Source organism: Streptomyces ficellus (assembly GCF_030406405.1).
Taxonomy (GTDB): Bacteria; Actinomycetota; Actinomycetes; order Streptomycetales; family Streptomycetaceae; genus Streptomyces; species Streptomyces ficellus_B.
Genome location: NZ_JAUEPL010000003.1, coordinates 91697 through 105443, shown reverse-complemented (window position 1 = coordinate 105443; position 13747 = coordinate 91697). Strand labels below are relative to the sequence as shown.

Genomic DNA, 13747 nt, shown 5'->3' with positions numbered 1-13747 from the left:
CGCCTCCCTTGTCAGTGCTGTCCCATAGAGTGCCTCCCATCACTTGCTTGAACATGTTCAAGTGAGCTCCTGGGGAGGGGGACTGCGAGATGCGCGGTGGAGCGAAGGTCGCCATCGTCGGCGGCGTGTTCACGGTGGTCGCCAGTGGCGTGGGGTACGGGGCGTACAACCTCTGGAACGGGATCACGGGCGGCGAGACGCGGACCACGTCGGCCGCCGCCCCGCGGAAGGCCGGCTCGGGGCCGGTGACCGCCGGGGAGGTCGAGGAGACGGCGAAGGCGTTCCTCGCGGCCTGGGCGGAGGGCGACGCGGCCGCCGCCGGTGAGCTGACCAACAACGCGGGCGGCGCCGGACCTGCCATACAGGACTTCCGGGACACCGCCCACGTCTCCAAGGCGGTGATCACCCCGGGCAGGGCGGTGGGCCCGAAGGTGCCTTTCACGGTCGACGCGACGGTGACGTACGAAGGCCGGTCGAAGCGCTGGACGTACGCCTCGGAGCTCACCGTCGTACGGGGCCTCACCACCGGCAGGCCGCTGGTCGACTGGGAGCCGTCGGTGATCCACCCGAAGCTGACCGACCAGTCGGCGCTGCATACGGGCGAGGCGCCGAACCCGCCGGTGAAGGCCGTCGACCGCAACGGCGCGGAACTGACGCCGGAGAAGTACCCGTCCCTCAAGCCGGTCCTGGACCAGCTGCGCGAGAAGTACGGCTCGGAGGCGGGCGGTCGGCCCGGCATCGAGACGTGGATCGAGTCCGTGAACGAGAGCGTCGCCGACCAGACGCTGCTGACGCTCGCCAAGGGCGTCCCGGGCACGCTGGAGACGACGCTGGACGCGGACGTCCAGGCGGCGGCCGAGCAGGCGGTGAAGCGGTACGCCGAGTCGTCGGTCGTCGCCATCAAGCCGAGCACGGGCGAGATACGGGCGGTCGCCAACAACCGCCAGGACGGCTGGAACGCCGCCTTCCTGGGCGTGCAGGCACCCGGCTCCACGATGAAGATCGTGACGGCGGCCATGCTGCTGGAGAAGGGGCTGGTGAGCGCCGACCGCCCGGCCGAGTGCCCCAAGGACGTCATGTACCAGGGCCGGTCCTTCCACAACCTGGGCCATTTCGACCTCCCGGCGTCAAGCACCTTCACGGAGAGCTTCAAGCAGTCCTGCAACACCGCCTTCATCAAGCTGATCGACGACGTCGGCGACGACGCGGCGCTGGGCAAGGAGGCGCGGGACGTCTTCGGCATCGGCCTGAACTGGCAGACGGGCGTGGCGACCGAGGACGGTTCCGTGCCCGCGGAGAGCGGCGGTGTGGCGGCGGCCCAGTACATCGGGCAGGGCACCATCCAGATGAACGTGCTCAACGTCGCGTCCATCACCGCCACCGCGAAGCACGGCGGCTTCAAGCAGCCCATCCTGGTGCCGCGCGAGCTGGACGACCGCGAGATCGCCACCGCCTCGCGCCCCCTGGAGGGCTCCGCGGCCCGCCAGTTGCGCGACATGATGCGGGCCACCGCGACCAGCGGCACGGGCGCGGCAGCCATGGCCGGCGTCGGCGGCGACAAGGGCGCCAAGACCGGCTCGGCGGAAGTGGACGGCCAGGCCACCTCCAACAGCTGGTTCACCGGCTTCGCCGACGACCTGGCCGCCGCGGCAGTCGTCCCGTCCGCCGGCCACGGCGGCGACGCGGCGGGCCCACTGGTCGCCTCCGTACTGAAGGCCCGGTAACCGCCCTCGCACGGGCCGACCCATCCGGCAGTAGTGGCACCACAAGACAGCAACAAAGCCGAGGACATGGTCAACGACGAGAACGCGGGCTTCACACTCCCCAGGGGAGCGACAGGCTTCTTCCGCCCGAAGGACGGTCCGCTTCCCGAGACCGACCTTCCACACCGCGACGGTCGTCGACGGCACAGGTGAGTGCATCGTCCTGTGCCACGCCTACCACCCCTGGATCGCATTCGCTCAGGAACGCCGGGAGTGGTACACCGAGGAGTTCCTCGCACCGCCCCCGTGGGCCCGAGCCTTCACCGACACGGGTTTTGTGGTGCTCCATCGCGAGCAGCTCACTATGCCTCTCTCGGACGTCGACACCTCAGTGCTGACCCGGGGCGAGTGGCAGCAGGTTCGCTGTTACGGGATTACCACGTTGGGCGGAGTGCTCAAGAAGCCCTCTGGTGCCGCCCTCGCCTTTGCGGAAGGCCAGTGGCGCGCCTTCGTCGGTGTGCTGAAGGGCGGCCCACAGGGGTGAGCGCCGGTGGGGGCGTCAGATCGTGCCGGAGGCGGCGATGGTGACCTTGGCCTGCGGCGTGCCGGCGCGGGTGCCGAGGGACTCGATCTTCTTGACCAGGTCCATGCCCTCGACGACCTCGCCGAAGACGACGTGCTTGTTGTCCAGCCAGTCGGTGACGACCGTCGTGATGAAGAACTGCGAGCCGTTGGTGTTCCGGCCGGCGTTGGCCATGCTCAGCAGGCCCGGGCGGTCGTGCTTGAGCTGGAAGTTCTCGTCGGCGAACTTCTCGCCGTAGATGCTCTTGCCGCCGGTGCCGTTGCCGGCGGTGAAGTCGCCGCCCTGGAGCATGAAGTCCGGGATGATGCGGTGGAAGCTGGAGCCCGCGTAGCCGAAGCCGTTCTGGCCGGTGGCCAGTTCGCGGAAGTTGCGGGCCGTCTTGGGGACGACGTCGTCGAAGAGGGTGAAGACGATCCGGCCGGCCGGCTCGTCGTTGATCGTGATGTCGAAGAAGACGTTGCTGTTGTCAGTCATGGGCATCACTCTAGGTGACCCCTGGGGGAGCCTTACGCGAGGGCCGTACGCACCGCCCGTATCAGTGCCTGCGCCCGGGGGTCGGCGGTGACGCCCTTGCGCATGCCGTTGGTCACGTAGCCGAGCGCGATGCCCGAGGCCGGGTCGGCGAAGCCGAGGGAGCCGCCGCGCCCGGGGTGGCCGAAGGAGCCGGGCGACAGGAGCGGCGAGGCCGGGCCGTGCAGCATGTAGCCGAGGCCGAAGCGGGTGCCGACCACCAGGACCCGGTCGGGGCCCGTGGACTCCTCCGTGCGGGCCATGGCGAGCGTCGCCGGGGCGAAGAGCCGGTGGCCGTCGACGGGGCCCAGCGTGGCCGCGTAGAAGCGGGCCAGGGCGCGGGCCGTGGAGACGCCCGCCGAGCCGGGGAGTTCGGCGGCGCGGTACGCCGGGTCGTTCTCGTCCGGGGCCGGGGTGATCGCCTCGAACGCGCGGCGGGTCAGGGAAGCCGGGTCCGCGTACGCCTCGGCGACCGACCGCTTCGGGCGCAGCCTCAGCGCGGCACCGCCGTCCGCCGGCTGCTCGACCGGCCCGATACGGCCCACCCGGTGCGCTTCGTCCGCCGGGAGCCCGATCCACAGGTCGAGGCCCAGCGGCCGGGCGATCTCCTCGGCGACCCAGCGGCCGATGGTGCGGCCCGTGACCCGCTGGACCAGCGCGCTCAGCAGCCAGCTGTACGTCTGCGCGTGGTAGCCGTGGTCGGTGCCCGGCTCCCAGGCGGGCTCCTGGGCCGCGATGGCGGCCGACGCCACGGAGAGGTCGGCCGCCTCGGCGAAGGTCAGGGGGCGGTCCAGGACGGGGACGCCCGCCTGGTGCGACAGCAGGTGGCGCACCAGCGCCCGCTCCTTGCCGGCCGCCTTGAACTCGGGCCAGTAGGTGCCGACCGGTGCGTCCAGGTCGAGCTGCCCGCGCTGGTGCAGCAGCAGCGGTACGGCCGCGGCGACGCCCTTCGTCGCGGAGCGGATCACCTGCGCGGTGTCCACCGCCCAGGGCGCGGACCCGCCCACGTCCCTCACGCCCGCCCACAGGTCGACCACCTTGCGGCCGTCCCGGTACACGGCGACGGCGGCGCCCCGCTCCCCGCGCTGCTCGAAGTTGCGTACGAACGCGTCCCTCACCGGCTCGAAGCCCGCCTGCACCGTGCCCTGGACGTCCACGCCCCACGCTCCTTCCCACCGATCGGTCACACCCATGGTGCAACGTGCTAGTGAGAGGCCGGATTCCGGGTCGGCCGGGCGGTCGGGTCGAAGCCGAAGGGCAGCTCCAGGCGGTGGCGCCGCATCAGCTCCGCGTCGGCGAGCAGCCCTGCGGTCGGGCCGTCCGCCACGATCACGCCGTCGCTCAGCACCACCGCGCGCGGGCACAGTTCGAGGGCGTACGGAAGATCATGGGTGACCATGAGCACGGTCACGTCCAATGACCGGAGGATGTCGGCGAGTTCGCGGCGCGAGGCCGGGTCGAGGTTGGACGACGGCTCGTCCAGGACGAGGATCTCGGGCTCCATCGCGAGGACGGTCGCCACCGCGACCCGCCGCCGCTGGCCGAAGGACAGGTGGTGCGGGGGCCGGTCCGCGTACTGCTCCATGCCGACCCGGGCCAGGGCCTTGCGCACCACGGCCTCCAGCTCGGGCCCGCGCAGCCCGGCCGCCGCCGGGCCGAAGGCCACGTCCTCGCGGACGGTCGGCATGAACAGCTGGTCGTCCGGGTCCTGGAAGACGATGCCGACGCGGCGGCGGATCTCCGCGAGGTTCGCCTTCTCGACGGGCAGCCCGGCGACCGTCACCGTCCCGGCGCCGCCCGTCAGGATGCCGTTGAGGTGCAGGACGAGGGTGGTCTTGCCGGCGCCGTTGGGGCCGAGCAGGGCGACCCGTTCGCCGCGCTCGACGGTCAGGTCGACGCCGAAGAGCGCCTGGTGGCCGTCCGGGTAGGCGTACGCGAGGCCCCGGACGTCGAGCGACGGGACGAAACTGAGGGTCATAGGGTCCATCCCAGCAGACAGATGAGCAGGGCGGTGCAGGGCAGAACAGCCGCCGCCGACCACTGGGCGCGCGACGCGGTCACCTCGTCGATGACGGGCATGGAACCGGCGTACCCGCGGCTGACCATCGCCAGGTGGACGCGTTCGCCGCGCTCGTAGGAGCGGATGAACAGGGCGCCGGCGGACTTGGCGAGCACGCCCCAGTGCCGTACGCCCCGCGCCTCGAAGCCGCGCGAGCGCCGGGCGATGGACATGCGCCGCATCTCGCCGGTGATGACGTCGCCGTACCGGATCATGAAGGAGGCGATCTGTACGAGGAGGGGCGGCAGCCGCAGCCGTTGCAGGCCGAGCAGCAGCGCGCGCAGTTCGGTGGTGGCGGCGAGCAGGACGGACGCGGCGACGCCGAGGGTGCCCTTGGCGAGGACGTTCCAGGCGTCCCACAGGCCGGGGACGGAGACGGAGACCCCGAAGAGGACCGTCTGCTCGCCGGGCACGACGAACGGCATGAGGAACGCGAACGCGACGAACGGTATCTCGATGACGAGGCGCCGCAGCACGAAGCCCGCCGGGACGCGGGCCACCGCCGCGACCGCGCCGAGCAGCACGGCGTACGCGCCGAAGGCCCACACCGCCTCGCGGGGCGTGGAGACGACGACCACGACGAAGCAGAAGACGGCGGCGAGCTTGCAGTGCGGCGGCAGGCGGTGCACGGGCGAGCGACCGTGCCGGTAGAGCTTGTGCGCGTGGCCGGCGCCCATGTCAGACGCTTTCCCCGGTACGGGAAGCGGTCCGGGAATCCGTACGGGAATCGGCCCCGGACTCCGTACGGCGCCGGCGCACGGCCCAGAACACGCCCGTGCCGACCGCGACCGTGGCGCCGACGCCGATGGTGCCCGCCAGCCCCCCGGACAGGCGGGTGTCGGTGACGCCGCTGACGCCGTAGTCGGCGAGCGGCGAGTCCTTCACGGCGTGCTCTTCGGCCTTCCGGTCGATGCCCTGGTCGGCGGCGACCTTCTCCAGGCCGTCGGGGCTGGCGGAGGCGTAGAAGGAGACGAATCCGGCCAGCACGAGGGCGGTGACCAGGCCGGTGGCCCACACCTTGCGCGTGGAGCGCGCCGCGACCGCCACGGGGGCCGTGGGCGCGTCGATCAGCTCGCCGCCCACCCGCAGCTTCAGCGGCGCGGTCAGGCCGCGCGCCCCGTACACCAGGTCGGGCCGTACGGCGATGACCGCGCCGACCGTCGCCGTCGTGATCACCGCCTCGCCGATGCCGATCAGGACATGGACGCCGACCATGGCGGTGAGGACCTTGGGGACGGGTACGTCGGTGGTGCCGCCGATCGCGTAGATGGCCGTGAACGCGGCCGCCGCGGCCGGTACCGACACCAGCGAGGCGACGAACGAGGCGATGGTCACCGAGCGGCGGGTGCGGGGCAGGACCATGACCAGGCCGCGGAAGAGCCCGTAGGCGACGACGACGGTGACCACGCCCATGACGGTGATGTTGACGCCCAGCGCGGTGAGCCCGCCGTCCGCGAACAGCACACCCTGCATCAGCAGCACGACCGCGATGCACAGCACACCCGTGTAAGGCCCGACCAGGATCGCGGCGAGGGCGCCGCCGAGCAGGTGCCCGCTGGTGCCGGCCGCGACGGGGAAGTTCAGCATCTGTACGGCGAAGATGAACGCCGCCACCAGCCCGGCGAGCGGGGCGGTCCTCTCGTCCAGCTCACGCCGCGCTCCGCGCAGGCCGGCGGCGACGGCTCCGGCGGCGACGAGTCCGGCGGCCGCGGAGACCGGTGCGTTGATGAATCCGTCGGGGACATGCATGCGGGGACCGCTTTCGGACAGGCGGATATGAACGGGTTCGATGATGGGTCCTCCTGCAAACGACTTGCAAGAGCGGGCATGTCACAGAAGGGGACGGGCGCACACCACGGAATGGTGGGACATTAGAGACAAATGAGGCGAGCGTGAGGAGTCGGTGATGTACCCCGCTGAGAAAGGTGTCGTAGTCCACACCAAGGCGCAGCTCGTGACCGACGGCCCCCTCTCGCGCCCCGTCCCCGTCGCCCTGCGCTACGACGCGCCGGCCGGCGCCGAGCCCGCCACCGTACGCTTCTGCTTCCCCGGCGGCACGGAGTGGAGCGTCCCGCGCTCCCTGCTGGAGTCGGGGCTGCGCACCCCCGCCCGCGGCGGTGACATCGGGATCTGGCCGTGCGGCCGGGTGCAGGCGATCGTGGAGTTCCACTCGTCGGACGGCGTGGCCGTGGTGCAGTTCGACTCCTCGGCGCTGCTGCGCTTCCTGCGACGCACGTACTCCGCCACCGCGTCGTCCGTGACGCGATGACGGCGTGACGCCGCCGCCCGGGCCGTGGTCCCCACCACGGCCCGGGCGCGAACCGGGGCGGCCCCTCCGCTCAAGCGGCCGCCCCGGGGTCTGTCAGACCTGTTACACCCGTTGTCACACCCGTTGTCACACCCGTACGAGCTCCCGCTCGTCCTCCTCGGGAGCGGCCGTACGCAGCTGCTCGCCCTCGACGTCCACGTTCGGCAGGGCGCGATCCAGCCAGGACGGCAGCCACCACGCCGTGCGGCCCAGCAGTGCGAGCACCGCCGGGACGATCGCCATGCGGACGACGAACGCGTCGAAGAAGACGGCGATGGCCAGCCCGAAGCCGATCATCTTCACCATCTGCTCACTGGAGCCGATGAAGCCCGCGAAGACCGCGATCATGATCACCGCGGCGGCCGTGACGACCCGCGCCCCGTGCCGGAAGCCGGTCACGATCGCCTCGGCGGGCCGTTCCCCGTGGACGTACGCCTCACGCATCCGGGTGACGAGGAAGACCTCGTAGTCCATGGCCAGGCCGAAGACCACACCCACCATGAAGATCGGCATCATGCTCATGATCGGGCCGGTCTGCTCGACGCCGAAGAGCGAGCCGAGCCAGCCCCACTGGAAGACGGCGACGACCGCGCCGAGCGCGGCGACCACCGACAGCAGAAAGCCGAGCGCCGCCTTCAGGGGCACCAGCACCGACCGGAAGACCACCATCAGCAGCAGGAAGGCGAGACCGACGACGAGCGCCAGATAGGGCAGCAGCGCGTCGTTCATCTTCTGCGAGAAGTCGATGTTCATCGCGGTCGCGCCGGTGACCAGCACATCGTCTCCGGTGGTGTCCCGGATGGAGTGGACCAGGTTCTCCGTCTCGACGGAGGAGGGACGGTCCTTCGGTACGACGGTGATGATGGAGGTGTCACCGGCCTTGTTGGGCGTGGCGGGGGTGACGACCGCGACACCGTCGAGGCCCTTGATGTCCGTGACGGTACGGTCCGCGGCGGCCTTGTCGCCGTCGACGACGACCATCAGCGGCCCGTTGGAGCCGGGCCCGAAGCCGTCCGAGAGCAGGTCGTAGGCGCGGCGCTGGGTGGTGGAGGTGGGCTGGGCGCCGTCGTCGGGCAGGCCCATCTCCAGGGACGCGGCCGGCACGGCGATCGCGCCGAGGCCGAGGACACCGACGAGCAGCACGGTGACGGGGCGGCGCAGCACGAAGCGGGCCCAGCGGGTGCCCATGTTGGGCTTGTCGGCCGCCGGCACGCTCGCGGCAGCCTGGCGGGCATCGCCGGCCTCGCGGGCATCGCCGGCCCCGCGGGCATCGCCGGCCCCGCGGGCCTTCCGGGCCTCGCGAGCCTCCCCGGCCTCGCGGGCCTTGCGTCCGACGACCCGCTTGCCCGCGTAGCCGAGCAGCGCGGGGATGAGGGTGAGCGCGATGAGGACGGCGATCGCGACCGTGCCGGCCGCCGCGAAGCCCATCTTGGTCAGCATCGGGATGTTGACCACGGCCAGGCCGACGAGCGCGATGACCACGGTGAGCCCGGCGAAGACGACGGCGGAACCGGCGGTGCCGACGGCGCGCCCGGCCGCCTCCTCGTGGTCGCGGCCCTCGGCGAGCTCGGCGCGGTAGCGGGAGACGATGAACAGGGCATAGTCGATGCCGACCGCGAGGCCGATCATCATCGCGAGCGTGGAGGTGGTCGACCCGAGGTCCAGCGCGTTGGCGAGCGCCGTGATGGTGGAGACGCCGATGCCCACGCCGATGAGGGCCGTCAGCAACGGCAGCCCGGCGGCGACCAGGGAGCCGAAGGTGATGACGAGGACCACCCCGGCGACGATCACGCCGATGACCTCGCCCGCGCCGGTCTGGGGCACGGTCTGCAGGGCGTCGCCGCCGATCTCGACGGTGAGCCCGCTCTCGCGCGCCTCGTCGCCGGTCTTCTCCAGCGCCTCGCGGGTGGCGTCGGTCAGCTCCATGCCGCTGACCTTGTACGACACCTGGATGTAGGCGGTGGTGCCGTCCCGGGAGACCGCCTGGGCGGTGTACGGGTCGGTGACGTTCGCGACCTGGCCGGAGCCGGACTTCAGCGCGCCCACGGCCTTGTGGACCTCGGCCTTGTTCGCCGGGTCGGTCATCTTCCCGCCCTCGGGGGCCTTGAAGACGACACGGGCGGTGGCGCCGTCGGCGCCGGCGGCCGGGAAGCGCTCTTCGAGGAGGTCGAAGGCCTTCTGGGCCTCCGTACCCGGTATGGAGAACGAGCTGGAGGTCGCGGCGGGCGCCGAGGCGGCGCCCACTCCGGCGAGCGCCAGCAGCGCGATCCATATCAGGGTCACGAGATGGCGGCGCCGGAAGGCGGACCGGCCGAGTCGGTAAAGGAACGTTGCCACGGGGGCGTCTCCCGGTGATGAGTGGGACAGGACATGGGGAGTCGGCCCGACAGCGTGAGCGGTACGTGTCAGGTGGTGCAGGTGGTGCGTGATGCCGACGGTGCCGGCGGTGCTGTGCCGGTGGTGCCGGTGGTGCTTGTACGCGGCGGGGCTGGTGTGCGGGTGGTGCGGTGAAGCGGTCAGACGCCCAGGGCGGGGAGGACCACGGCGTCGACGTACGCGGTGAGAAACGCCTGGTCGACCGGCCGGTCCTCGACGAGGGGGCGGGCGACGAAGGCACCGATGAACATATGCGGGACGAGCCCCAGCGCCGGGTTGTCCGGGGCGACCTCACCGCGCCGCACCGCACGGTCCAGCACCTCGTTGAGCCCGGTCATCTCGGGTTCGATGAGCAGGTCGCGCAGCGCCTGGAGCAGATCGGGGTTGTCGTGGACGGCATGGGCCAGGCCCCGCATCAGCGCGGAGTCCTTCTCCATCTGGCAGTCGTCGGAACGCGCGAGCAGCTCGTGGAAGTCGCCGCGCAGCGAGCCGGTGTCGATCTCGGCGATGCTCACCGGCTTGTTGTGCCGCAGGGCGTGGGCGACCAGTTCCGGCTTGCTCCCCCACTGGCGGTAGAGGGTGGCCTTGCTGGAGTGGGTGCGGGCGGCGACGGCGTCCATGGTGAGGGCGTCGTAGCCGACCTCGCGGAGCAGGTCGAGCACGGCTTCGTACAGCTCGGCCTCGCGTTCCGGGGTGAGCCTGCCGCGCGCCATGTCTCCTGCTCCCATCGAGACGAAACGGTTTCGTACACCTATGACCTTACGACAGCCGCTAGCGAAACGAAACAGTTTCGTACGTGGCGCGGATCACGGTGTCCGTGCCAACAAGGTCATCCGGCCGGGTTGCCGGGCCCCCGCCGCGCGGAAAGCATTGCTGTGTGAGCAGCGACGGCGCATACCTCCGCTATCCCCACCTCCACGACGACCTGCTGTGCTTCGCGGCCGAGGACGACCTGTGGATCGCCCCCCTGGCCGGGGACGGCGAACCGCCCGGCCGCGCCTGGCGGTTGACGGTCGACCGGACGCGGGTGGGACACCCGCGGTTCTCACCGGACGGGCGGCACATCGCGTACACGACCTGGCGCAGCCTGGATCCGGAGATCCACCTGGTGCCGGTCGACGGCGGGCCCGCGCGCCGGCTGACCTACTGGGGGTCGCTCGACACGCGTGTGTGCGGGTGGACACCGGACGGCGAGATCCTGGCCGTCGCCTCGCACGGCCAGCCGTTCTCGCACTTCTCCTGGGCGTACAAAGTGCCCCTCGACGGCTCCCCCGGCGGCCGGCTGCCGTGGGGGCCGGTCTCGGACATCGCGGTCGCCGACGTCGACGGACGTCACCTCACCCTGCTGCTGACCGGCAAGCCCCCGCACGAACCGGCCGCGTGGAAGCGGTACCGGGGCGGCGCCACCGGGCGGCTGTGGCTGCACGGGGAGCGGCTGCTGCCGAACATCGGCGGCCACCTGGACTGCGCGATGTTCGTGGACGGCAGGATCGCGTTCCTCTCCGACCACGAGGGCGTCGGCAACCTGTACTCCTGCCTGCCGGACGGCACCGACCTCCAGCGGCACACCGACCACGACGCCTTCTACGCCCGGCACGCCTCCTCCGACGGGCGCCGCGTGGTCTACCAGTGCGCGGGCGACCTGTGGATCGTGGACGCGCTGACCCCCGACTCGGTGCCGCGCAAACTGGCGGTACGGCTGGGCGGGCCGCGCGCCGGGCGGCGCACCTACCAGGTGCCGGCGGCGAACAACGTGGACGCGGTGGCGGTGGACGAGACCGGACGGGCCAGCGCCGTCTCCGTACGCGGCAGCCTGTACTGGCTCACGCACCGGGACGGGCCCGCGCGGACGATCGCCGACACGCCGGGGGTGCGGGTGCGCCTGCCGGTGATGCTCGGCAGCGGCGGGCGCATCGCGTACGTCACGGACGCGGAGGGCGAGGAGGCCATCGAGGTGGCCTACCTGCCGCGGGCGAGCGGCTACCGGCAGCCGAGGCGGCTCGCGGCGGGCGAGCTGGGCCATGTGACCGAGATGGAGGCCGACCCGGACGGGGTGCGGCTCGCGATCGCCTCCCACGACGGCCGGCTGCTCCTCGTCACCGCATCCGAGGAGTCGGACGGGGAGGTCACGGAGCTGACCCGCTCCCTCAACGGGCCCGTTCGGGATCTCGCCTTCTCCCCCGATGGCGCGTGGCTGACCTGGTCGCATCCCGGTATCGGCCGGTCGCTGCGCCAGATCAAGATCGCGCGGATCAACGACCGGACGATCGTGGACGTCACCAACGGCCGCTTCGAGGACGAGAACCCGGTCTTCACGCGCGACGGCCGGTACCTGGCCTTCCTGTCCTGGCGGGGCTTCGACCCGGTGTACGACGTGCACACCGGCGACCTGTCGTTCCCGCTGGGCTGCCGCCCCTACCTCGTACCCCTCGCCTCCACCACCCCCTCGCCGTTCGCGCTGTCCCCGGAGGGGCGGCCGGCGGCGGGCGGGCTGGACCCGGCCGACGAGCCGGGCGGCGACGGGGCGGTGGTGGTGGAGTTCGAGGGGCTGGAGAACCGGGTGACGCCGTTCCCGGTCATCGCGTCCAAGTACTCGGGCCTCCACCCGGTGAGCGGCGGGGGCCTGGTGTGGCTGCGCTGGCCGATCTCGGGCGCGCTGGGCGAGACGTTCGTCAACCCGGCGGACACCTCCGGGCGGCCGACCCTGGAGCACTTCAACCTCGCCAAGGCCCGCAAGACCGAACTGGTCGACCACCTCGACTGGTTCGCGGTGAGCGGCGACGGGACACGGCTGGTCGTGGTCGACGAGGGCGACCTGCGGGCAGTCCCGGCGACGGAGGTGGGCGACAGCGACAGCACGGTGTACGTCGACTCCCGCCGGATCCTGCACGAGGTGGACCCGGGCGCGGAGTGGCGGCAGGCCTACGACGAGGCGGGGCGGATCATCCGCGCGTACTTCTGGGACCCGGGGATGAGCGGCATCGACTGGCAGGCGGTCCTCGACCAGTACCGCCCGCTGGTCGAACGGGTCGCCTCGCCCGACGAGTTCGCCGACCTGCTGCGCGAGGTGCTCGGCGAGCTGGGCACGTCGCACGCGTATGTGACGCCCGCGCGCCGCAATGAGGGGCCGCCGCACTACCAGCGGGCGCAGGGGCTCCTCGGCGCCAACTTCGTGCCCCGCGACGGCCACTGGGTGGTCAAGCGCATCCTGCCGGGCGAGTCGTCCGACTCCAAGGCCCGTTCGCCGCTCGCCGGTACCGGAATCCGGGAGGGCGCGGTGCTCACCCACGTGGACGGCCGCCCGGTCGACCCCGTGGCGGGGCCCTACCCGCTGCTCTCCGCGGCGGGCGGTACGACCGTCGAGCTGACCTTCGAGCCCGCCGAGGGCGAGGGCGGTCCGCGCCGCGTCGCCGTCGTCCCGCTCATTGACGAGCGGCCGCTGCGGTACCAGGACTGGGTCGCCAAGCGCCGCGACGTGGTGCGGGAGCTGAGCGGCGGCAAGTGCGGGTACCTGCACATCCCCGACATGGGCGGTTCGGGCTGGGCGCAGTTCAACCGGGACCTGCGCCTTGAGGTCTCCCGGCCGGCCCTGATCGTGGACGTACGGGGAAACGCCGGCGGCCACATCAGCGAACTGGTCGTGGAGAAGCTCACGCGCAAGATCCTGGGCTGGGACCTCACCCGCGACGCCCAGCCCGTCTCGTACGCCTCCAACGCGCCGCGCGGCCCGGTCGTCGCGCTCGCCGACGAGGCCACGGCGTCGGACGGCGACATGATCACGGCCGCCTTCAAACTGCTCGGCCTGGGCCCCGTGGTCGGCCAGCGCACCTGGGGCGGGGTGGTCGGTATGACGGGCCGCCACCGGCTGGGCGACGGCACGGTGATCACGGTGCCGATGAACGCGGCGTGGTTCGACGAGTACGGCTGGTCCGTGGAGAACCACGGGGTGGCCCCGGACATCGAGATCCTGCGCACCCCGCTGGACTGGGCGGAGGGCCGCCACCGCCAGCTCGCGGACGCGGTGGAGGTGGCGCTGAAGCTCCTCGCCACGCACCCGGCGTCACGGCCCCCGGACTACTCCGAGGTCCCGTCACTGAAGCGGCCACCGCTGCCACCGCGCCGGACGGGCTGACCGGGACCGGCCGCCCCGGACACGGGTCCGGGGCGGCCGGTCAACAGATGTGCCGGCTCAACGGGTACGCCGGCTC

General features: G+C 72.0%; 10 protein-coding genes. 3 read left to right on the top strand and 7 right to left on the bottom strand.

Going from position 1 to position 13747, the window contains the following annotated elements; translation table 11 throughout:
- Positions 1–89 precede the first annotated feature (89 nt).
- Positions 90–1724 (top strand): penicillin-binding transpeptidase domain-containing protein, encoded by a 1635-nt coding sequence (locus tag QWM81_RS03215; protein ID WP_290109895.1) that lies wholly within the window; start codon positions 90–92, stop codon positions 1722–1724.
- Positions 1725–2262: 538 nt separating this feature from the next.
- On the opposite strand, the gene QWM81_RS03210 is transcribed toward QWM81_RS03215, so the two are convergent.
- From QWM81_RS03210 to QWM81_RS03190, 5 genes are read right to left on the bottom strand one after another with little or no spacing between them, the layout of a single operon-like run.
- The gene (locus QWM81_RS03210) at positions 2263–2760 is read right to left on the bottom strand and encodes a peptidylprolyl isomerase (protein WP_290109894.1); all 498 of its coding nucleotides are present in this window, start codon (positions 2758–2760) and stop codon (positions 2263–2265) included.
- A gap of 32 nt (positions 2761–2792) precedes the next feature.
- Positions 2793–3953 (bottom strand): serine hydrolase domain-containing protein, encoded by a 1161-nt coding sequence (locus tag QWM81_RS03205; protein ID WP_290109893.1) that lies wholly within the window; start codon positions 3951–3953, stop codon positions 2793–2795.
- A 47-nt stretch (positions 3954–4000) separates the two neighbouring features.
- A complete protein-coding gene (locus tag QWM81_RS03200) occupies positions 4001–4774 on the bottom strand; it encodes an energy-coupling factor ABC transporter ATP-binding protein (RefSeq protein ID WP_290109892.1) in 774 nt (257 codons plus the stop codon).
- A complete protein-coding gene (gene cbiQ / locus QWM81_RS03195; RefSeq protein WP_290109891.1) occupies positions 4771–5532 on the bottom strand; it encodes a cobalt ECF transporter T component CbiQ in 762 nt (253 codons plus the stop codon). The genes QWM81_RS03200 and cbiQ overlap by 4 nt, the downstream gene beginning before the upstream one ends.
- 1 nt (position 5533) lies before the next feature.
- Positions 5534–6604, bottom strand: coding sequence for an energy-coupling factor ABC transporter permease (locus QWM81_RS03190; protein ID WP_290109890.1), 1071 nt, complete (start codon positions 6602–6604; stop codon positions 5534–5536).
- Between the two features lie 157 nt (positions 6605–6761).
- Here QWM81_RS03190 and QWM81_RS03185 point away from each other — a divergent pair, with 157 nt between their 5' ends.
- On the top strand, positions 6762–7124 hold the full coding sequence (locus QWM81_RS03185) for an SsgA family sporulation/cell division regulator (protein ID WP_290109889.1): 363 nt from the start codon (positions 6762–6764) through the stop codon (positions 7122–7124).
- 126 nt (positions 7125–7250) lie between these two features.
- On the opposite strand, the gene QWM81_RS03180 is transcribed toward QWM81_RS03185, so the two are convergent.
- Complete coding sequence (locus tag QWM81_RS03180) at positions 7251–9500, bottom strand: MMPL family transporter (RefSeq protein ID WP_290109888.1); 2250 nt, start codon at positions 9498–9500, stop codon at positions 7251–7253.
- Between the two features lie 179 nt (positions 9501–9679).
- Positions 9680–10252, bottom strand: a complete 573-nt coding sequence (locus QWM81_RS03175; RefSeq protein ID WP_290109887.1) for a TetR/AcrR family transcriptional regulator — start codon at positions 10250–10252, stop codon at positions 9680–9682.
- A 164-nt stretch (positions 10253–10416) separates the two neighbouring features.
- Here QWM81_RS03175 and QWM81_RS03170 point away from each other — a divergent pair, with 164 nt between their 5' ends.
- Positions 10417–13671, top strand: coding sequence for a S41 family peptidase (locus tag QWM81_RS03170; protein ID WP_290109886.1), 3255 nt, complete (start codon positions 10417–10419; stop codon positions 13669–13671).
- The last annotated feature ends 76 nt before the right edge of the window (positions 13672–13747 follow it).

Coding starts and splice junctions, on each gene's coding strand:
- QWM81_RS03190 (WP_290109890.1), bottom strand. CDS start 6,604: ATGCATGTCCCCGACGGATTCATCAACGCACCGGTCTCCGCGGCCGCC.
- QWM81_RS03215 (WP_290109895.1), top strand. CDS start 90: ATGCGCGGTGGAGCGAAGGTCGCCATCGTCGGCGGCGTGTTCACGGTG.
- QWM81_RS03200 (WP_290109892.1), bottom strand. CDS start 4,774: ATGACCCTCAGTTTCGTCCCGTCGCTCGACGTCCGGGGCCTCGCGTAC.
- cbiQ (WP_290109891.1), bottom strand. CDS start 5,532: ATGGGCGCCGGCCACGCGCACAAGCTCTACCGGCACGGTCGCTCGCCC.
- QWM81_RS03175 (WP_290109887.1), bottom strand. CDS start 10,252: ATGGCGCGCGGCAGGCTCACCCCGGAACGCGAGGCCGAGCTGTACGAA.
- QWM81_RS03210 (WP_290109894.1), bottom strand. CDS start 2,760: ATGACTGACAACAGCAACGTCTTCTTCGACATCACGATCAACGACGAG.
- QWM81_RS03185 (WP_290109889.1), top strand. CDS start 6,762: ATGTACCCCGCTGAGAAAGGTGTCGTAGTCCACACCAAGGCGCAGCTC.